At 61.9% G+C, this 18,070-nt stretch carries 20 protein-coding genes and 1 pseudogene; 10 read left to right on the forward strand and 11 right to left on the reverse strand.

Going from position 1 to position 18,070, the window contains the following annotated elements; translation table 11 throughout:
* Window positions 1-43 precede the first annotated feature (43 nt).
* On the forward strand, window positions 44-679 hold the full coding sequence (locus tag KI241_RS10275; protein WP_042728480.1) for a hypothetical protein: 636 nt from the start codon (window positions 44-46) through the stop codon (window positions 677-679).
* Between the two features lie 44 nt (window positions 680-723).
* Here KI241_RS10275 and KI241_RS10280 read toward each other — a convergent pair whose 3' ends face one another.
* From KI241_RS10280 to KI241_RS10315, 8 genes are all read right to left on the reverse strand, one after another.
* Window positions 724-1,269, reverse strand: a complete 546-nt coding sequence (locus KI241_RS10280; protein ID WP_042728481.1) for a hypothetical protein — start codon at window positions 1,267-1,269, stop codon at window positions 724-726.
* A gap of 174 nt (window positions 1,270-1,443) precedes the next feature.
* Window positions 1,444-2,214, reverse strand: coding sequence for an alpha/beta hydrolase (locus KI241_RS10285; RefSeq protein ID WP_042728482.1), 771 nt, complete (start codon window positions 2,212-2,214; stop codon window positions 1,444-1,446).
* A gap of 76 nt (window positions 2,215-2,290) precedes the next feature.
* Window positions 2,291-2,710 carry an organic hydroperoxide resistance protein gene (locus tag KI241_RS10290; RefSeq protein ID WP_042728483.1) on the reverse strand — a complete coding sequence of 140 codons (420 nt, stop codon included), beginning with the start codon at window positions 2,708-2,710 and terminating at the stop codon, window positions 2,291-2,293.
* Window positions 2,711-3,037: 327 nt separating this feature from the next.
* On the reverse strand, window positions 3,038-5,056 hold the full coding sequence (locus KI241_RS10295) for an alkaline phosphatase family protein (protein WP_042728484.1): 2,019 nt from the start codon (window positions 5,054-5,056) through the stop codon (window positions 3,038-3,040).
* Window positions 5,056-5,655 carry a hypothetical protein gene (locus KI241_RS10300; protein WP_042728485.1) on the reverse strand — a complete coding sequence of 200 codons (600 nt, stop codon included), beginning with the start codon at window positions 5,653-5,655 and terminating at the stop codon, window positions 5,056-5,058. Before KI241_RS10300 ends, KI241_RS10295 begins: the two co-directional genes overlap by 1 nt.
* Window positions 5,655-6,923, reverse strand: a complete 1,269-nt coding sequence (locus KI241_RS10305; RefSeq protein ID WP_042728486.1) for a sialidase family protein — start codon at window positions 6,921-6,923, stop codon at window positions 5,655-5,657. Before KI241_RS10305 ends, KI241_RS10300 begins: the two co-directional genes overlap by 1 nt.
* A gap of 22 nt (window positions 6,924-6,945) precedes the next feature.
* Window positions 6,946-7,491: a cytochrome b/b6 domain-containing protein gene (locus KI241_RS10310; RefSeq protein ID WP_042728487.1), complete on the reverse strand. Its 546-nt coding sequence runs from the start codon at window positions 7,489-7,491 to the stop codon at window positions 6,946-6,948.
* Window positions 7,491-7,757 carry a PepSY domain-containing protein gene (locus tag KI241_RS10315; protein WP_042728488.1) on the reverse strand — a complete coding sequence of 89 codons (267 nt, stop codon included), beginning with the start codon at window positions 7,755-7,757 and terminating at the stop codon, window positions 7,491-7,493. The genes KI241_RS10310 and KI241_RS10315 overlap by 1 nt, the downstream gene beginning before the upstream one ends.
* 148 nt (window positions 7,758-7,905) lie before the next feature.
* On the opposite strand from KI241_RS10315, the gene KI241_RS10320 reads away from it, so the two are divergent.
* Both KI241_RS10320 and KI241_RS10325 read left to right on the forward strand, forming a co-directional pair.
* A complete protein-coding gene (locus KI241_RS10320; RefSeq protein WP_047735622.1) occupies window positions 7,906-8,568 on the forward strand; it encodes a response regulator in 663 nt (220 codons plus the stop codon).
* Complete coding sequence (locus tag KI241_RS10325) at window positions 8,565-9,980, forward strand: ATP-binding protein (protein WP_042728489.1); 1,416 nt, start codon at window positions 8,565-8,567, stop codon at window positions 9,978-9,980. The genes KI241_RS10320 and KI241_RS10325 overlap by 4 nt, the downstream gene beginning before the upstream one ends.
* Before the next feature lie 48 nt (window positions 9,981-10,028).
* Here the strand turns inward: KI241_RS10325 and KI241_RS10330 are convergent, their stop codons facing one another.
* Window positions 10,029-10,694: a M24 family metallopeptidase gene (locus tag KI241_RS10330; protein WP_042728490.1), complete on the reverse strand. Its 666-nt coding sequence runs from the start codon at window positions 10,692-10,694 to the stop codon at window positions 10,029-10,031.
* Window positions 10,695-10,896: 202 nt separating this feature from the next.
* Between KI241_RS10330 and KI241_RS10335 the strand changes: the two genes are divergently transcribed.
* From KI241_RS10335 to KI241_RS10350, 4 genes and pseudogenes are all read left to right on the forward strand, one after another.
* Window positions 10,897-11,367 carry a MerR family transcriptional regulator gene (locus tag KI241_RS10335; RefSeq protein WP_042728491.1) on the forward strand — a complete coding sequence of 157 codons (471 nt, stop codon included), beginning with the start codon at window positions 10,897-10,899 and terminating at the stop codon, window positions 11,365-11,367.
* Window positions 11,368-11,443: 76 nt separating this feature from the next.
* Window positions 11,444-12,675 (forward strand): annotated as a pseudogene (locus KI241_RS10340) (NADH:flavin oxidoreductase/NADH oxidase family protein).
* A 330-nt stretch (window positions 12,676-13,005) separates the two neighbouring features.
* Window positions 13,006-13,461 (forward strand): hypothetical protein, encoded by a 456-nt coding sequence (locus KI241_RS10345; RefSeq protein ID WP_212803650.1) that lies wholly within the window; start codon window positions 13,006-13,008, stop codon window positions 13,459-13,461.
* A gap of 230 nt (window positions 13,462-13,691) precedes the next feature.
* The gene (locus KI241_RS10350; protein ID WP_212803651.1) at window positions 13,692-14,372 is read left to right on the forward strand and encodes a phytanoyl-CoA dioxygenase family protein; all 681 of its coding nucleotides are present in this window, start codon (window positions 13,692-13,694) and stop codon (window positions 14,370-14,372) included.
* A 46-nt stretch (window positions 14,373-14,418) separates the two neighbouring features.
* Here the strand turns inward: KI241_RS10350 and KI241_RS10355 are convergent, their stop codons facing one another.
* On the reverse strand, window positions 14,419-15,285 hold the full coding sequence (locus tag KI241_RS10355) for a LysR substrate-binding domain-containing protein (RefSeq protein ID WP_212803652.1): 867 nt from the start codon (window positions 15,283-15,285) through the stop codon (window positions 14,419-14,421).
* Window positions 15,286-15,387: 102 nt separating this feature from the next.
* Between KI241_RS10355 and KI241_RS10360 the strand changes: the two genes are divergently transcribed.
* The 3 genes from KI241_RS10360 (at window position 15,388) to KI241_RS10370 (ending at window position 17,488) form a co-directional block, all read left to right on the forward strand.
* Window positions 15,388-16,317, forward strand: a complete 930-nt coding sequence (locus tag KI241_RS10360; protein ID WP_212803653.1) for a DMT family transporter — start codon at window positions 15,388-15,390, stop codon at window positions 16,315-16,317.
* Window positions 16,318-16,511: 194 nt separating this feature from the next.
* Window positions 16,512-17,003: an antitoxin Xre/MbcA/ParS toxin-binding domain-containing protein gene (locus KI241_RS10365; RefSeq protein WP_047735612.1), complete on the forward strand. Its 492-nt coding sequence runs from the start codon at window positions 16,512-16,514 to the stop codon at window positions 17,001-17,003.
* Window positions 17,000-17,488: an RES family NAD+ phosphorylase gene (locus KI241_RS10370; RefSeq protein ID WP_047735610.1), complete on the forward strand. Its 489-nt coding sequence runs from the start codon at window positions 17,000-17,002 to the stop codon at window positions 17,486-17,488. Before KI241_RS10365 ends, KI241_RS10370 begins: the two co-directional genes overlap by 4 nt.
* Window positions 17,489-17,527: 39 nt before the next feature.
* Here KI241_RS10370 and KI241_RS10375 read toward each other — a convergent pair whose 3' ends face one another.
* Complete coding sequence (locus KI241_RS10375; RefSeq protein WP_047735609.1) at window positions 17,528-18,067, reverse strand: hypothetical protein; 540 nt, start codon at window positions 18,065-18,067, stop codon at window positions 17,528-17,530.
* Between the last annotated feature and the right edge of the window lie 3 nt (window positions 18,068-18,070).

The following is an 18,070-nucleotide window of genomic DNA, read 5'->3' on the forward strand; positions in this document are numbered from 1 at the left end:
CTCTTCGTGAGCGGCAACTAGAACATTACGCAAGGAAGTTGATATGCAATTTGCAAAAGCCATAGGTCTTGTCCTGGCCTTGAGCCTCACTGGCTGCGCCAGCTTCACCAAGGATGAAGTCGCCCCAGTGAACCTGCCTTCGATGGCCGGTTATTCGAACAAGCCGAACGTCTATGTCGACTTCGATTTCTATCAGGGCGAACCTGACAGTGCCAAGGCCACCGAAGTGCCGCAGGCCCGCGACATGCTCAAGCCCGAACTGAAACGTACCATCGATGAATCGGGGCTGTTTGGCCGCGTGGTTTTCGACGAATTCCAGAAGCAACCCGGTGACTACAGCCTGCGCCTGAAGGTCTACAACCACGCGCCAGGCGGCGGTCAGTTGGTCTTGGCGTTCATCAGTGGTTTCTCGCTCGGGATTATTCCTGCACTGGCAACGGACCAGTACACCATGAGCCTGGAAACCGTGGATGAGCGTGGCCAGCCACTGGGCAAAGCCAACAACCATGACGCGATCAACACCTGGATGGGCATCTGGTTCCTGCCGCTGGCAGGCAATACCCCCAAGGCAGCCGTCACTGACACCTTCAACCGCCAGGTCAATGCGCTGTTGAAGAACTGGGTCGACAACAACCACACGAAATACTCCGCTGTCGACACCCGCATTCCACGGGGCTGACACCGCTGAAAAAAAGAGCCGCGATTGCGGCTCTTTTTTTTTGCTTACTTCAACGCTTGAGTGAACTGCGGGTCGCTGTACAAGTTTTTGAGCAAGTCCTGCACCATCGGGTTGTAGTTGTTCGCGGCCGCCGGGATGGCGATCGGGCCGAAGAAACTGCTGTCCCATTCGCGCTGCACGTCCTTGGTGGCTTCGTAGAGAACCTGATCGCCCTTGCGCAGCGTGAAGCGTGCGGACAACTCGCCATGACCGCTGCCCATGCCGGCCGTGAGCTGGTTCTTGATCAACCGGACTTGCAACTGACGGTCAGCGCGAGGGTCCAGCAGACCCGCCTGGCGCAGTTCGTCGTTGATCGCTGCCTGGATGTGCAGCGGAACGCTACCGGCAGGCGAAGAGATCGGGTTCATGCGCACCATCAGCGACCCTTGGCCGGAATCGGCATCGACCTGGGCTTCACGCACGGGCTGCACGGGCTCCTGTTGCTTGAGCTGTTGAACGTTCTGGAAGTTGGGTTCGTAGCGGGTCATGGTCACACCGCAGCCTTGAAGCAGCAGGGCGCAGAACGGTAGAGCCAGGTAGAGCTTCTTCACAGCAAATCCTTATGTGCTTTTTTAAAGAGGCGTGATTATCGACAGATAGCCATGAGCCATCAAGGATTAGACGTGTGCAGTGCCGATGGAATGCCTGCCGGGCCGTTGCAGCTTGCAGCAGATGAGCAAGGACCGCTGCCTGTTGCCAGCGGTCCCCGGTTGCCAGAGGGCGTGTTATTGCGCCGCTTTCTCGATCAGGTTGGCCACCACCTTCGGGTTGGAAACCATCACCACGTGTGAGGCGCCTTTCACCACGACGGTCTGTTTGGAATGGGCACGCTCTGCCATGAACGCCATGGCTTGAGGCGGGATGTTCTTGTCCTTGTCGCCGTACACGAACCAGGATGGAATGGTTTTCCAGGCCGGGTCGGTCGCGGCTTCGTTGAGCGCGGCGACGGTGACCGGACGCTGACCGGCAGCCATCAGGCGTGCTTCGGCCTCAGGTACATCGGCGGCGAACTGGTCGTGGAACTTGTCCTGCTGGATGTACAGATCCTTGCCGCCGTCGGCCAGGTCCATCGGGGCCGCCAAGGCCGAAGCCAGGGTACCGCCCGGGAACCGTCCAGACAGTTGCGCCGCCGTCTCGCCCGTCTCGGGCGTGAACGCTGCCACGTACACCAGGCCCTTCACGTTGGGGTTGCCGTACGCCGCCTCACTGATCACCGAGCCGCCGTAGGAGTGGCCGACCAGGACCACCGGCGTCTTGATGTTCTTGACGATGCTCGCCACGGCCTGGGCATCACTGCTGACGCCCCGCAAAGGGTTCGCCGCCGCAATGACCGGATAGCCGTCCTTTTCCAGAATTTTCACCACGCCGTTCCAGCTCGAAGAGTCGGCGAAAGCGCCATGCACTAGCACGACAGTGGGTTTGACGTCGGCCGCGTTTGCAAGACCGGCAGCTGCGAAAGCGGTGGCGAGGGCCAGGCCAGAAAGAAGCTTTTTCATGAGTCATTACCTTTAAAAAGAAGAAGCGGGTGGTTGCCTGTTGTGGCGGTGTGCACGTTCGGGAAGGCCCGTGACGTCAGACCGAGACGTGCAGGCGCACATCGACATTACCGCGGGTGGCGTTGGAGTACGGGCAGACCTGGTGGGCCGCGTCGACCAGCGCCTGGGCATCGGCTTGATCAAGGCCCGGCAGGCTGATGTGCAGGTCGATGTCGAGGCCGAAACCGCCGGGGATCTGGCCGATGCCGACGTGGGCGGTGATCGAGGCGTCGTCCGGGATCTTGCGCTTGCCCTGGCTGGCGACGAATTTCAGCGCGCCGATGAAGCAGGCCGAGTAACCGGCGGCGAACAGTTGCTCAGGGTTGGTCGCCGCACCGCCGGCGCCGCCAAGTTCCTTGGGGGTAGTCAGCTTCACGTCGAGGATGCCGTCGTTCGAAACAGCGCGGCCATCACGGCCACCAGTGGCGGTTGCTACAGCGGTGTAGAGTGCTTTCATGGTCTTTCTCCTGAGAGTAGATGCGGACGGTGCTGGTTAGGTTTTAGCGCCTTAAATGTTTGCGCGCTAAGAAGTTGAGTGAAAATTATCGCATTGAAATTTAGCGCGCAAGCTAATTTTTGGAAATACATTGAAATTTCCATTAGCTAATTGTTTTTAAAGGGAATATTTTTTAAGGCACGAAGACGTCTGTCCCGTTCGCGAGACGACAGGGGTGGGCTTGGCTTCTGGACTGCTATCGAAAACGTGCTGATTTTCGCTGACGCTGCGCGCGACCTCGAAGGCGGAGGTCGCGCTGTTCTTCAGATCACCGCTTATTGGCCACGGCTAACGAACGTTGCGATGCAGCATCAGACGCGCACTTTCGTGAAGGCCGCGCGTCAGTTCCTGCAAGCGCAGGAACTCTTCAGGGTGTTGCGCGGCCACGTCTTCTCGGGGCGTTGGCGAGGCCAGGTCATGCAGGGTAGGTGAGCTGCCGTCGTGTTGCATCTGCAGCAGGAAGTGTTGGGTCACGCCGCCGATGATCGGGAAGGTGCCTTCGCGCAACACCAGCGGCACCACGCGTTCGCCTTCGGGGGCGGGCTGCTGGATGTCCCGGCCCATGGCGCCGTTGGTGAAGGGGATGCCTGCCAGGCCCGCCACGGTGGGCAACAGGTCGGCCAGGCCGACGGCCTCTTCGATCACGCGGGGCGCGAGGCCTGGGGCGTGGATCAGCAACGGTACGTTGTTGCTTTCCAGACCCAGCTGTTCGAAGGCGGGCGCCATGTGCGGGATCTGGCTGATGCGTGTGTTGTGGTCGCCAAAGAACACAAAGATGCTGTTGTCGTAGTAGCCGCCGGCCTTGGCGATCTCCATCAGACGGCCGATGTTGTAGTCCAGCAGGCGCACCGCGTTGTATTGCTCGACGCTGCGCGAACCGGCGGCCTGGGCTTGTTCCAGCGTCACATCACTCACCTGGAAGCCGTCGTTGTGCTTGGGGATGGTGAAGGGGCGATGGTTGCCGGAGGTTTGCAGGTAAGCGAAGAACGGCTGGTCCTTGGGGACGGCGCGCAGCCGTTCGTCACTCTCCTTGAACAGGTCCAGGTCGGAAATGCCCCACACATCCACCCGTGGCGATCGCCAGTCGCTCTCTTCAAACAGCTGCACATCGTCGATGCTCTGGCGGATCAATGCATTGATATTGGCCCAACCGGCGTTGCCGCCGATCATGTAGAACTTCCGATAGCCTTCGAACGCGTTGATCAGTGTGTGCTGCCGGGTGATCAGCGGGTTGCGCGTGGCCGTTTCCTGGCGGGTGACGTCGGGTACGCCCGTGATGCTGGCCCAGACGGTCTTGGCGGTGCCCGTGACCGGCACGTAGAAATGCTTGAAGAACCAGCTCTGCGTGGCGAGTTTGTCCAGGTTCGGCGTGGGATTGAGTGGGTTGCCGTAGGCACCGACGGCGCTGGTGCCGAGGGATTCGAGCATCACAAAGATCACGTTCGGCGGGCGCTCGCCGGCCAGCCGATAGGGCTGTACGCCTTGATGGCGCTTGAAGTCCAACTGCCGGGCATCCGGCCGATCCACCCCCAGGTACTTGGCGATTTGCGGATAATACTGGCGCACCAGGGCTTCATCGAACTGCGATTGGCCAGTTTTCAGGGTGTCGTACAGAAACAGCACCGGGTTCAGCCCCACGGCGGCCACTTGGCTGTTGCCGGAAAAGAATGCATCGCTCCAGCGCAGGGGCACCGGGTTTTCCAGGTTGAGGTTGGCGACGCGGCCGAGCAGGGCCAGCAACACGGCGATCACGCCCATCACTGAGACGGATGCCAGCGCCCACCGGTTGTGGGAGGTGGGCGTGCGGTCCAAGGTCAAGCGCTCCAGGCGGACCAACGCCCACACCCACGCCACCACCGCTGCCAGCCAGCCGGCGGTGATCCATAGCACCGGGTAGGTTTCCCACACCATCTGTTGTGAAATCTGCGCGTCTTGCAGGTAACGCAGTACCGTCGCATTGATGCGCACGCCCAGGTAGGCGTAATGACCGAAGTCGATGATGTACACCAGGCCGATCATCGCCAAGGCCACAGCCAGATACGCGCGCGCCAGCCAGCGCAGGGCCGGGAGGGTGCTGAGGTTCCAGCGCGGTAGCCACGCCAGCACAGCCAGCGGCAGCAGGAGCAGCACGGCCAGGCGCAGGTCGAAGCGCAGGCCGATGCCCAGGGTTTCCAGCAGCGCCGGGGTGGTCAAGTCCAGACCTGAAAAGCCCAGCAGGAACACCAGCCGCAGCGCCACCAGCAACGCAAATACCAGCCCGATCGCGCCCACGCCGTAGCGCAAGCGGCGTGATTGCAACGCGCTCATCATTGACCTCTGTGCCATTTCAAAAGGGGACGCCAGGCGATGCCGATCAACAACCCTGCACCGGCGATCAGGCAGTAGCCGGCCAGCAATGGGTCCATCAGATAATCCCAATAGTTTTCCGAGGCCTTGAGCCGCAAGGCGAACGCCAACGTGCCGATCGCCAGCATCCCCACCGCCAACGCATGCCTCAGCCACAGCATCAGCAGCGTCGCCGCTGCCACCAGCACGATCATCGGTCGAGGGTTGAAGCCCCAGCGGTAGGGGTCGAAATAGGTCAGGCCCAGCGTGGCGGGGTAGAGCACCAGGCTCAACAGACCGAACAGCAGCCACATTTGCACCTGGTGCCGTCGAGCGAGCGGCGGCACCACGCCCAGGCGGTTGAGCACGACCCACGCCAGCAGCACCAGCGTGCTGATGGCCAAGTCATCGGTAAAACTGCGCACGTACGCCGCCAACGGCAGCTCATTGACCTGCACAAAACTCACCGCCGCCAGCATTGGCAACAGCCATGGCCGCCAGGGTGCGGTGAACCGGAGCGTGCTCAAAAGCACGAACCCCAGCAGCACGAAACTCAAGTGGGCCTGCCACAGAGAAACCATCACAGACGCTCCGCCAGCCAGGCTTCGTTGAAGCTGACATGTTTGATGAACGTGTTATTCCACGAGTACACCAGGTGATACATGCCGTCCGGGCTGCGGCTGAAGTACGGGTACTCGTATTCGAAATCGCAGCCTTGGGGCTTGCATACGCGGTAGTCGAGGTTGCTGAGGAAGCGTTGCGCCAGCGGTAACCGTTTCGCACCGCTGGAGGCGCGAAAGCCTTCGCCAATGATTGCTTTATAGGCTTCGGGGGAAAACGGCTGACCGAGCGGGTCGGGCGACTGATCCAGTTCCACCACGGTGCGCCACTGACTGAGCTGGGCGTCGGTGCTGTAGAGGCTGAGCTTGAAGCGGCCGTCCTGCAGGTCGTTCAGGGCCACCAGCAAACCGTCGTCCGCGGTGCCCACCGCCGCCAGCGACGAATTGGGGTTGGCGGGCTCCAGTGGGTACGGCGGGCTCCAGGTTTGCCCGGCGTCCGCGGTGCGGCTGGCCAGCACGCGGTGATGGGTGTCGCCGGCATAGCGCAACATCGCCACGGCGCGCTGGCCGTCCAGCGGCACGATGGTCGGTTGCAGGGCGTTCTTGCCACGGCTGATGCGGAATTTGTCGATCACGGCGCCGTCCGCGCTCAGGTACAGGTACTCGGCAAACTTGCCCATGAACTCGTGGTACACCGGCAGGCCGATGGAGCCGTCGGCGTGGAACACCGGGGCGGCGCGGACCAGGGTGCTGATGTTGAAGAACGGCGACGTCACCAATTGCCGGGGCGCTGTCCAGCTGGCACCAAGGTCATCAGAGACCATCACGTTGATCGCGCTGGTGGCCCAGCCGCCTACCGAGACCGATACGTAGAACATCCACAGGCGATTATCCGGCGCCAGGGCGATCACCGGGTTGCCGAGCTTGCGGATGTGACGTTGGGTGCCATCGCGGGTGCTTTCCCGCGTGGCCAGTACCTGTTCGGCGCCCCATTCGCCGCTGCGCGCATCAAAGCGGGCGGTGCGCACCTGCACATCGGCGGCGCCTTCGCGCGAACCGGCGAACCACACGGCCATCAGGTCGCCGCCGGGCAGGGCCGTGACCGATGAGGAATGCACGAAATCCGTGAGCTGGGTGGACACGAATCGGCTGCTGTACTGCGTCGGTGCATCGACGTTTGCGGTGTTCGAAGCGACCTGGGCAAACGGCGCCAACACATGGGGCGGATGGCTTTGCCAGGCCGCGAAGAACACTCCCAGCAAGAGGCCAATCAATAAGGTGGAGCGCATAGGGAACCCGTGGCAAGAGAAATTACTGCCCACGTTCATCCGGCAGGCGCTTCCTGCGACCGGTGAGCATGGATAACGGCAGGTTGTCCCGCACCAGGACACTTTCAAACAGCGCCGCCAGCACGTGGATACACACCAGGGCCAGCAGCCCATTGGCGGCCGTTTCATGGACCTGGAGCGGCCAATCGGCGCCCCACAAGGCGTCGACTTCCTGCATCAGGAAACCGCTGACGCCGATCAGCAGCAACGCCAGCAACATCGACAGCATCACCAGCGCGCCAATGGGCGAGTGGCCCAGGCGATGTTGCGGGCGACCGTTGAGCAACGAGCGCACGTGGGCATTGAGCCTTCTGGGGGTAGGCCAGAAGTCCGCCCAACGTGCACTGCGCGGTCCGACAAATCCCCACACGGTTCGTACCAGCAGCCAGGCCATGGCGTAGTAGCCCAGCCAGACATGCCAATCGTCGCCGGCTTCGTTGAAGAAGTAGTTGGCGACAAAGACCCCGGCAATGGAGGCATGGAACAGCCTCACCAAGGGGTCCCACAAGCGCAGGGATTCGCCGGGCATCAGCCTTTGATCTCCGTCTTCACCGCCTTGCCGGTGACCGGGTCGTGGTAGATTTCGACCTTGCGCTTGTCCTTGTCGAAACCGTAGATCTCGTAGCAGTTGCCGTCAGTGACCTTGAATTTGCTGATGGTGTAGCCGTCAGCCTTGAGTTTGTCCTGGAAGGCTTTTTCGTCTTGCCATTGCGAGCGCTCGGCGGTGGTGCATTGCGGGCCGGCGAAGGCCAGAGGGCTGGCGATGATCAGGGACAGCAGGAGAATTTTGCGCATGGAAAAGCTCTCAGCAGATGTGGGAGATTTCACAATGCAAAACCAACCTTAGGACAATCTTAGTTTGCAACGAGCCGTAACATCTTTGCCGAAATAACCCCGATCAGAACCCGGCATGATGCCGCCGATTCCTCCAGAGACTTTTGCCATGCGCCTACTGCTTGTCGAAGATGACCGTGCCCTCGGCCAAGGGATTCGCGTGGCTTTGGCTGCCGAAGGCTACACCCTGGACTGGTTGCAGGATGGCGCCGCGGCCTTGCACGCCTTGCGCAGCGAAAGCTTCGATTTGCTGTTGCTCGACCTCGGCCTGCCACGGCTCGACGGGATTGACCTGCTGCAACAACTGCGCGCCGGACAGCATGACTTGCCGGTGCTGATTCTCACCGCTCGCGACGGCACCGCCGAGCGCATCGCCGGCCTCGACGCCGGTGCCGACGACTACCTGGTCAAACCTTTCGACGTGGAGGAACTCAAGGCCCGCGTCCGAGCCCTGTTGCGCCGCAGCCAGGGCCGCGCGCAACCGATGCTCGAACACGCCGGCGTCAGCCTCGATCCGGCCACCCAGCAGGTGCGCTACCAGGACGCCGACATCATCGTCACCCCCATGGAGTACCAGTTGTTGCACCAATTGATGGTGCGCCCCGGCAAAGTGGTGACCCGCGAGCGCTTGTCCCGCGCGCTGTACGGCTGGCAGGAACGGGTGGAGAGCAACACGCTGGAAGTGTTGATCCACAACCTGCGTAGAAAGCTGTCCACCGAACTGATCCGCACCGTGCGCGGTGTTGGCTATGTGCTGGCGCTCAAACCATGAATTCCGTACGAGCGCGCATCCTCGTTCCGGTGCTGGTGCTGATCCTGCTCGGAGACGCCTTGATCAGTTGGCTGGTGCTGCGCGACAGCCACCACGAAATCGAGGAGGTCTATGACGCCCAACTGGCCCAAAGCGCGCGCCTGCTGCAAGGCGTGCTGCGCCAGCGCGACCCTGGCGAAGCGGATTGGGACCGCTTGTACCAGGCCTTCGACCAGGCCATGAGCCGCGTGGGCGAGGACGGCGTGGCCCATCCTTATGAAACCCGGTTGACCTTCCAGGTCTGGAGCAGCGAAGGTGAGTTGCTGGTGCGTTCCGCGCAGGCCCCTGCGCTCGCGGCACCCCCGACGACCCTCGGCTCCCACGATCTGCTGCTCAATGGCAACGACTGGTGCGCCTTCCTCCTGGCCGACCCGCAACAGGGCCTGCTGATCTGGGTGGGCGAGCGCGATGACATCCGCCAGGACCTGATCCAGCGCATCGTGCGCCACACCCTCTGGCCCACCCTGATTGGCGTGCCGCTGCTGACCGTGCTGATCTGGCTGGTCATCGGCTGGGGGCTCAAGCCTCTGCGCGCCATGGCCCGCTCCATTCGTGGGCGCACGGCTGAAACCTTGCAGCCGCTTCATCTGAAGCCACTTCCCAGCGACCTGGAACCCATGCAGACCGCGCTCAACCGGTTGCTGGTGCAGGTGGACGAGTTGCTCGAACGCGAACGTCGCTTCATCGCCGATGCCGCCCATGAATTGCGCACGCCCCTGGCGATCCTGCGCATCCATGCCCAGAACGCCCAGAACGCCGACACGCCTGAACAGCGGTACGAGGCGCTGGACTTCCTGGTAAACGGTGTAGATCGCGCCACGCGCATCGGCAGCCAACTACTGACCATGGCCCGCATCGAGCCACAACTGAAAAACCCCAAGCGCAGCCGTGTGCAACTGACCGAACTGGTGCGCGAAGAACTGGCCGAACTGACGCCGCTGGCCATGGAAAAAGACGTGGAGCTGGTGCTGGAAGGCAATGAGGAATGCTGGGTAGAGAGCGAACCCGTGGCGTTGGCCATTGCACTTCAGAACCTGGTGACCAATGCACTCAACTTTTCCCCGCCCGGCAGCGAAGTGAAGGTGGTGATCAGCGCCCATTGCCTGAGCGTGGAAGACCAGGGGCCGGGGATCGATGAAGAGGAAATGGGCCGACTGTTCGAGCGCTTCTACAGCCGGGGCAATGCGAAGGGCGCCGGGTTGGGGCTGTCGATTGTAGAGATGATCGCCAACAAGATTGGTTGCGACTTAAGGCTCTACAACAAGCCTGGAGGCGGTTTATGCGCAGAGCTGACCTTGAATCGGGTCGCCCCTCGGATGGATGGCCCAGTGAGGGTTGCGCGTTCGGAAGCGATGGATGAACCGGTCGGCTGAAGCCCGTGGCTGCTGTTCACACGGGCATTCTTCGAGCATCGGGTTCGCTCAGATCAACAAGTCCTCATAAAACGCACCAAACGGGCGCTCAGGATGGGCCAATTGGATTTCCAGGATCCACAGGCCGGTATTGGGGTATTGCGCCAGGTTCCCGAGGTCGCCGCCGCGATGAATCGCATGGGGGAAGTCGCTGACCCGGTGGCCCTTGATGTCGAGGTTGAGCGTCCAGCCCATGGCTTTCGCCTGGGCGGCTGCGAAGTCGTAAAGCGCCACCCCGGATACCTGTTCACTGCGCCAGAAGCCCTCGACCTGGTCGAACAGTGTCTTGGCGGCTGCGGCACAGGCAATCATCTGCGGGTCGGAGCCCGTGGTGAAGGTCGCCCCGGCGTCACCCTCATGGCCTTGCCAGACGACGCCCATGTCGATGAAGAAAATATCGTCGGTTCCCAGCTCGGGATCGCCCTCGGAGCGCTGTTTGAACGTCTTGAGCGTGTTGGCGCCGAAGCGCACCAGCAAGGGGTGCCAGATCCGGTCCATGCCCATTTGCGCCAGGATCGTCTTGCCTTGTGCCTGCGCCTCGGATTCGCGCATGCCGGGGGTGATGGCGCGGGCGATCTGATCGATGGCCTTCCAGGTCATCTGCTGTGCATGGCGCATCGTTTCAAGCTGATAGCGCTCACCGACCGCTTCTTTGTTGTTGGAGACAGCATTCATCGTTCATTCCCTTGGCATGAAAGGCGCGGCTCAAGCGCTATATATTTCCATATATTGCGGTAGTCGATATCAAAAATAAAGTTTCCGGTTTCGCTCCCTTGCAGGGTTGCAGCGGCCGTCGCCGAAACCGTGAGTCACTTGGCTGCCCGGTGCCTGCAGGGTTAAAGTCAACTTCAAGGTCAATGGGTGTTCTGGAGCGGCGATGAGGATTGGTGAACTGGCGAAAATCAGCGGGTTGGCGCCCTCGCGCATCCGCTTCTACGAGGCGAGCGGTCTGATCCGGTCGGTCGAGCGCAAGGCCAACGGTTATCGTGACTATGCGCCTGAGACCGAGTGGATCCTGCAGATCATCACGGGTGCCCAAGCGGCAGGGTTTTCATTGGAGCAGATCCGGCAATTGATGCCGGTGGACGCCAACGGCTGGCAGGAGGAAGAGCTGCTTGGCGGGCTCAGGCAAAAGGTCGAGGAAATCGAAATCCTGCAGCAGCGACTGGCCCAGAACAAGGCCCAGCTGCTGCTGGTCATCAAGGGCATCGAGGGCAAGCCCGAGGGCGTGGCGTGTGCCGACAACGCGCAATTGTTGTTGCACCGCCTGCGTGAAGAAGGGGCGAGGGCAGCCCCAGCCCGTCAGGACGGGGTGACGTCCAAGGGGAAAAAAGCACGCAGGGTTTGAAGCTGAAAAAAATCTGTTGACCTTAAAGTTGACTTCAATCTTAAGGTGGCTGCCTCCCCCCGCTGAGGACTGCCCCATGAGTGTGTTCGACCCCCTGATCCTTCCCAACGGCTCGACCATCCAGAACCGAATTGCCAAAGCCGCCATGGAAGAGAACATGGCGGACGCCGACCAGGCGCCCTCCGAAGCCCTGATGCGGCTGTATCAGGCGTGGGCCGATGGCGGAGCCGGCCTGATCATCACAGGCAACGTCATGGTCGACGGCCGTGCCATGACCGGTCCGGGGGCGTGGTGTTGCAGGATGACCAGCAACTGGACAAGTTCAAGCGCTGGGCACGTGTGGGTCGATCCGGCGGTGCGCAATTCTGGTTGCAGATCAACCACCCAGGTCGCCAGATGCAGGCCAATCTCGGGCAAAAGGCCTGGGCACCATCTGCTGTGCCGCTGGACCTGGGCTCCATGTCCAAGCTTTTCTCAACGCCTCACGCCATGACCCCGGCGGTGATTGAAGAGGTCATCCAGCGATTTACCCGCAGCGCGCGCCTTGGCGAGCTGGCCGGTTTCAACGGGGTGCAGATCCACGCTGCCCATGGTTACTTGTTGAGCCAGTTCCTTTCACCGCTGACCAACCAGAGGACGGACGAGTGGGGCGGCTCCCTGGAAAACCGCGCGCGCCTGTTGCTCGACATCGTCAAGGCCGTCCGGGCGGTGGTGTCCGCGGAATTTGCGGTGGCGGTCAAACTGAATTCCGCTGACTTCCAGCGCGGAGGGTTCACGGCCGACGACGCCAGGAAGGTCGTCGAGTGGCTCAACGATCTGGGGGTGGACCTGGTGGAGCTGTCGGGCGGCAGTTACGAAGCTCCCGCCATGCAGGGTGATGCGCGCGATGGGCGTACCCTGGCGCGTGAGGCCTATTTCGTCGAGTTTGCCCGCGACATCCAGACCGTCGCCAGGATGCCCGTGATGGTCACCGGCGGTGTGCGCCGACGCCCGGTGGCTGAGAGTGTCGTGGCCAGTGGGGTGGACATGGTGGGCATCGGGACGGCGCTGGCCATCGACCCGGGCCTGCCTCGTGATTGGCGCCAGGGCAAGGACAGCGCCCCTCAACTGCCGCCGATCACCTGGAAGAACAAAGCCTTCGCGGCCCTGGCCAACATGGCGGTGGTCAAGTTCCAGCTGAGTAAACTCAGCCGCGACAAGCAGCCCGACCCGACGGTGTCGCCATTGCGCGCGCTGATCTTGCAGCAGCTCGCGGTGCTCTGGCGCACCCGGCAATATCGGCGTTGGGTACAGAAGCGTCTGGTGTGAGGTGTCGGGGCTTTTCGTGACCGCTGGCGACTGTGCCGGTGTCTTGCTGGGGGCCCTGAACCGGATTTCCCGATCCGCCTGGATGACACGCCGTTGGTTTCGAGAATCAGTTGTTCGGAATTTTTAGTGCCTCGCCGACCTCTTCCAATGTTGCAGCTTTCATCGATACCGTCCTTTTCTAGCGGCCTTGGCTATTGAATCAGCACCTCAATCGAGAAGTGGAACAAACTAACGTCGTGGTAGTCTTCAAGTGTGCCCCCTGACAACGAACTGTTCTTGGCAGGGTAGCGGCCCGCAACGCTGGAGTCTTTTTTCCATAGGAGGTTTCGAGTGCCCTGGAAGTCAAACCTTGTAGTGCTTGCCCTGTCTGCCGTTGCCTTTTCGGCGCAGGCCCAATCCGATAATCAAGTGGTCGAGGACATGGTGACTCGCTCGGCCAATGTCTGCCCTGGCCATAGCACCGAGCGCACCACGCCCACGGTGAAGGCGGTGCCTGTCGGCGCGTTGCGGGTGATGCTCGATCGCGGCTTGGTCATGTGTCCCGATCGGCGTCTCGATACCGATGCGCCGGCGGTGTTCTACGGCAGGGTCGGCGTATTCGAATGGAACCCCGAAGTGCCTGCAAGCTCGCAAGTGATCGCCAAGCAGATCGACGCCATGACCCGCAAGGACGAGTACCCCTCGGACACCTTGGTTTGGGACGCAACGGGGACGCCCCTCCAGCAGCGCACGGTGCCGGCTTTCGAACCCAAGCCAGGGGCTGCTGTGCTGTATCAGATACGGTAAGCGCTCTGCATCCACACGCCCGCGGGACGAACCTTTCCAGAGAGAGAGGCAGAATCGGCGTGGCGCAGCACCATCTTGGCTTCCCGGGGACGATTCAGGGCCTGGTGCAAGCGGTGCAAGCCATCAGCCGCGAGTCCATGGCCGGCTGAACTTGGATGTCACGAGGCGAAAAGTCTCGTGTCGGGCTAGCCTGGAGAAGGCCCCCTGAACATAAGGAAATGGGCGTCACCATGACAGACCGCGAACGGCTCCACCTGGATGGCTATGTCCTGCTGCGCCGGGCGATCCCGGCCGAATGGCTGGCAGGCCTGCGCGTCGTGTTCGATGCGGGTGTCCGGCCCTCGGATCAATGGCCGACACCGCGGGGCTGGGACTGGCAGCATTCGCTGCTGGAGGGTGATGCGCAGATTCAGGCGGTGTGCCGCTTGCCGCCGTTGCTGGCAGCGGTGGGCGAAGTGATCGGCGAACGGTTCTTCCTGGCCCAAGTGGAAGGGCGCGAGCCTCTGGCGGGCGGCGGCCACCAGCAGTTGCACCGCGACCTGTCGGCCCAGCGCCCCGGCGATACGGCCGTCGCCCTGGCGTTCTTCGACGACTATGGCCCCGAGAACGGTGCGACACGCCTCGTGCCCGGCAGCCATCGCCCCGACCCGCAAGCCCCCTCCTTCGATTTCACTGACGAGTCCCGCTCCGTCCAACTGTCGGGTTGCGCCGGTGACATTCTGGTTTTTGACGCCGAACTGGTTCACGCCGCCAGCCTGAATGTGAACGGTGCGCGTCGTCGCTCCATCCTGATCGGGTACTTTTCAGAGCAGCTCTATGCCTCGCACCTGGAGACCGCCGCGCTGCGCAGCATCCAGATGGACACGAGCGAGCGATTCGAACCTTCCGGGGTTGCCTTGGGCCCGCTGTAGCACGACTTCTGCCCAACGCGGCGGGAAGGCTGTCCGGCCGCTCGGCTCATGGCTCGAACTCCGTTTGTAGCATGGCCAGGAATGCTTCCCTGGCAGGGTGCTGGCCGGCGTTTTCAGGCCAGTAGAACAGGTTGTCGATGCCCGTCAGTTCGGCGAACTCATACCCGCTGCAGCCGGCGCCCTGGCGGTATTGTTCATAGATCCCGCGCGGCACCAGCGAGACGCCGGCACCCGCACTGACACACCCGACGATGGCGCCATAGCTGGCGATGCTGACGATGGGTTGCACTTGACCGTGACGCAGCAGCCATTGCTCCAGCGCCAGGCGATAAGGGCAGCCCGAAGGCCACATGAAGATCGCCTTGCCTCGAAGGTCTGCGGCGCTGCGCAACGGTCCGTGGGATTCGGACGCGATCAGCACCAGGTCTTCGCGATACGTCACCACCCGTTTGAGCCCAGGCCGCTCGATGTCGACGGCGACGATCACGCCGTCGAGGCGGTGGCGCTGACTATCATCCAGCAGTTGGGACCAGGTTCCCGTGCTCAGTTCCAGGGACATTTGCGGGTATCGGGCGTGGTATTTCGCCAGCAGTTGCGGCAGGCGCCCGCTGGCGCTGGACTCAATGGCGCCAATGCGCAGGGGCCCGCTCGGCGTACTGTCAGGGCCAACCGCGTGGCGCGCCTGTTCCGTCAAGCTCAGGATTTTTTTCGCATAGTCCAGGAACACTTCGCCCGCCGGGCTGATCCGCAGGCCGCGACCTTCACGAAAAAACAACGCGGTGCCCAGTTCCCGCTCCAAGGACTTGAGGCGCGCAGTGATGTTGGACGGTACGCAGTGCAGCACTTCGGCCGCACGGGCAATGCTGCCGGTGTCGCAGACCGTCTTGAGCATGCGCAGTTGGGACAGTTCCATGGCTCACCCAAAGTGAATGATGGATTGAGTTTAAGTCACTTGTGCTGAGGTGGGAGAGGTTTCGATACTCCCAGGCAAATAGGCCCTGTGCAGGAACTCAGGATGCAAACCCGTGGCATGTCGTTCGAAGGCGCCAAGAGCCTGCGCAAACCGAACGTGAAGGTTCTACTGGCGACGCTGTTCGTGATTGTCTGCTGGGCCTATTCACCGATTGGTATCCACATTGGCTTGCAGGCCTACGCGCCCGGTCAACTGGCGTTGATGCGATTCCTTATCGCTTCGCTGTTCATGACCCTCGTGGCGACGGTGAAGGGGATTGCCCGGCCGCGGCTCAGGGATTTTCCGCTGCTGGCGGTGTTGGGTTTTTTGGCCGTGAGTCTGCACCACATTGCGCTCAATTACGGACAGCGGGGTGTCAGTGCCGGTGCGGCCAGCGTGCTGGCTCAATCCACGCCGCTGTTCAGCACGTTGCTGGCGCAATGGGTCTTCAAGGAACGCGTCTGTGGTTGGCGCTGGGGCTGTGTGTTGTGCGGGCTATTGGGCGCCGCCGTGGTGGTCGCGGGGGATCATGGCTGGGGAGCGGTGGACGCCCATGGGCTGTTGATCCTGTTGGCGGCGCTGTCCTGGAGCCTGTATTTCTCTTTGCAAAAACGCCACGCCCATCGTTACGACGGATTGACCATGGTGTGCTACACCCTGTGGTCAGGCACCCTCCTGTTGTTCGTGTTTGCACCGGGCTTGGCGGACGCGGCGCGCCAGGCCTCGGCATCGGTGAACCTGGCGGTGCTGACCCTCGGCGTTTTCCCCAGCGCGTTGGCTTATCTCGCCTGGGCCTATGTGCTGGCGCACAGCAACGTGAGTCGAGCAACAATGGCGCTTTACCTGATACCGCCCACCGCGATGTCGATGGCCGCCCTGGTGTTGGCCGAGCGTCCCTCGATAATGGTCATGACAGGAACCGTCATCGTGTTGGTGAGTGTGCTTGCGTTGAATTTCGAGCCGAAAACGAAGAAGTCTCCGACAGCTTTTTAGGGTTGGCCCTCGGAAGTGCTCCCCTTACGATCTGACTCTGCCACGGCGCCCCCCTCGGGCATCCGATGCCCAGTCTCTATCGTGAGGACAGTTCGATGCCTGAAACCGTATTCGCCAAGACCGACGAACGGAGTTACCGCGCTTGCGACATTTGGCGTTAACATGGCGACAAATGTCGCAGAAAGGTCAATGCCATGTCCGTAGCCAAGCAAGCAGACGCTTCAATCGTCAAAACCACGGCGAGGGCGAAGAAGGCCAGCAGGAAGCCTACCGAAGTGTTGTTACAGGGCCGCAAGGGGGATGAGCGCTTGTTGATCATCCGCTACGCGCAAGAAGGTTTTTACCTGAGCGACGTCAAGGAGATGCTGTCCACGTCCACGTTGTACCTGGAGCATGATCTGGTTCAGCGCATTACCGGCAAGTCCGTCAGGACCGTCCAGCGCCTGGCGAAGGAGACCCAGCCCATTCGCCTGAACCCGCAGCAGAGCACGGTGGCTTTCCAGTACGCCCAGGTCCTGGAACAGGCCATCAATGTCTTTGGCAGCCAGTCGTTGGCGGAGGACTGGTTGAGAAAGCCCTGCAAGTACCTGGACGGCCACGTGCCACTGGAACTGATCGACAACGCGCTGGGCTTCCAGGTGGTGGAGGATTACCTGACCCGGATCGAACACGGGGTTTACCAGTGAATCCTTTGCCCTGGGAGGGGCGATGGCACGCTTGGCGCCTTGATCGCGAGGTCTACAGGCAGACGTGGGACAGCGGCATTGGTGCGCAACGAAGCGGTGGCCGTTGGAACCCGCCCGGACGACGGGTCATCTACGCTTCGGCTGACCCGGCCACGGCCATTCTGGAGGTGGCGGCGCACCTGGGGTTCGATGCCCTGGACACGGTGCCCCATCTGCTGACCTGCTTCGAGGTGCTGGATCCGGCGCTCATCAAAGTGGTCCAGGCCGAAGACGTGCCCAACCCGAACTGGCTGGCTCCGGCTCGCCCCTCGCCCAATCAGCAGCAGTTCGCTGACGCGTTGCTGGCGCAGCACCCCTTCGTGCTGATTCCTTCGGCGGTGACCCAGCATTCCTGGAACCTGCTGGTGAGCTGCGACCTGGCGGCGGATCAGTTCAGGCTGGTCTCGCAGGAGCGGTTCGGCCTGGATACTCGCTTGGTCAAGTGAGCACCGGCCCTGTTCGATGGGGGGACGGTGCGTCCTTGCTCATTTCTTGAGGGGATAATCCTTGCCCCACAACCGCACGGTGGTCATCGCTTCGTTCATGCCTTCGAACACGAACTTCTGCCGCACGGCGGTTTTCGGCGGGATGGTGACTTCGTCCGGGTTGTCCAGGCCAGTGAGCTTGTTGGCGTAACCGGCCTGGTCGATGGCCAGCAGCACACCGGTCTGGCCGAGATTGATCAGGCGCAGCTGGGTGTCGGTGCTGTTCTTGAAACCGAGGGTAATGGTGTAGATGTCTTCGCTGGATTCCAGTTTCAGCACCTCCACCTGAATACGGTCCTTCATCTGCTCGCCAGAGGCAACGATCGCCGCGCCGTCAGTGCCCTGGACCGATTCTCGACCATCGAGCACGCCTTCGCTGACACCGCCCAACAGGTTCTTTCCCGCCGTGATGAACGTCGAGACGGCGGACTTGGTGGAGTCCTTGATGACGCTGTCCGTCGACTCGCCTTCGGCCAGGCACAGCGAGCTGAACAGGAGACTGGAGACGAGGAGGGTGGCGCGTGACGGTGGAAGGGTCATACC

Origin of the sequence: Pseudomonas sp. Cab53, assembly GCF_018325965.1 — a bacterium.
Classification (GTDB): Bacteria; Pseudomonadota; Gammaproteobacteria; order Pseudomonadales; family Pseudomonadaceae; genus Aquipseudomonas; species Aquipseudomonas chlororaphis_E.

Coding starts and splice junctions, on each gene's coding strand:
- KI241_RS10355 (WP_212803652.1), bottom strand. CDS start 15,285: ATGGAACTGTCCCAACTGCGCATGCTCAAGACGGTCTGCGACACCGGC.
- KI241_RS10360 (WP_212803653.1), top strand. CDS start 15,388: ATGCAAACCCGTGGCATGTCGTTCGAAGGCGCCAAGAGCCTGCGCAAA.
- KI241_RS10275 (WP_042728480.1), top strand. CDS start 44: ATGCAATTTGCAAAAGCCATAGGTCTTGTCCTGGCCTTGAGCCTCACT.
- KI241_RS10315 (WP_042728488.1), bottom strand. CDS start 7,757: ATGCGCAAAATTCTCCTGCTGTCCCTGATCATCGCCAGCCCTCTGGCC.
- KI241_RS10295 (WP_042728484.1), bottom strand. CDS start 5,056: ATGAGCGCGTTGCAATCACGCCGCTTGCGCTACGGCGTGGGCGCGATC.
- KI241_RS10310 (WP_042728487.1), bottom strand. CDS start 7,491: ATGCCCGGCGAATCCCTGCGCTTGTGGGACCCCTTGGTGAGGCTGTTC.
- KI241_RS10285 (WP_042728482.1), bottom strand. CDS start 2,214: ATGAAAAAGCTTCTTTCTGGCCTGGCCCTCGCCACCGCTTTCGCAGCT.
- KI241_RS10290 (WP_042728483.1), bottom strand. CDS start 2,710: ATGAAAGCACTCTACACCGCTGTAGCAACCGCCACTGGTGGCCGTGAT.
- KI241_RS10335 (WP_042728491.1), top strand. CDS start 10,897: ATGAGGATTGGTGAACTGGCGAAAATCAGCGGGTTGGCGCCCTCGCGC.
- KI241_RS10325 (WP_042728489.1), top strand. CDS start 8,565: ATGAATTCCGTACGAGCGCGCATCCTCGTTCCGGTGCTGGTGCTGATC.
- KI241_RS10350 (WP_212803651.1), top strand. CDS start 13,692: ATGACAGACCGCGAACGGCTCCACCTGGATGGCTATGTCCTGCTGCGC.
- KI241_RS10330 (WP_042728490.1), bottom strand. CDS start 10,694: ATGAATGCTGTCTCCAACAACAAAGAAGCGGTCGGTGAGCGCTATCAG.
- KI241_RS10320 (WP_047735622.1), top strand. CDS start 7,906: ATGCGCCTACTGCTTGTCGAAGATGACCGTGCCCTCGGCCAAGGGATT.
- KI241_RS10305 (WP_042728486.1), bottom strand. CDS start 6,923: ATGCGCTCCACCTTATTGATTGGCCTCTTGCTGGGAGTGTTCTTCGCG.
- KI241_RS10300 (WP_042728485.1), bottom strand. CDS start 5,655: ATGGTTTCTCTGTGGCAGGCCCACTTGAGTTTCGTGCTGCTGGGGTTC.
- KI241_RS10375 (WP_047735609.1), bottom strand. CDS start 18,067: ATGACCCTTCCACCGTCACGCGCCACCCTCCTCGTCTCCAGTCTCCTG.
- KI241_RS10365 (WP_047735612.1), top strand. CDS start 16,512: ATGTCCGTAGCCAAGCAAGCAGACGCTTCAATCGTCAAAACCACGGCG.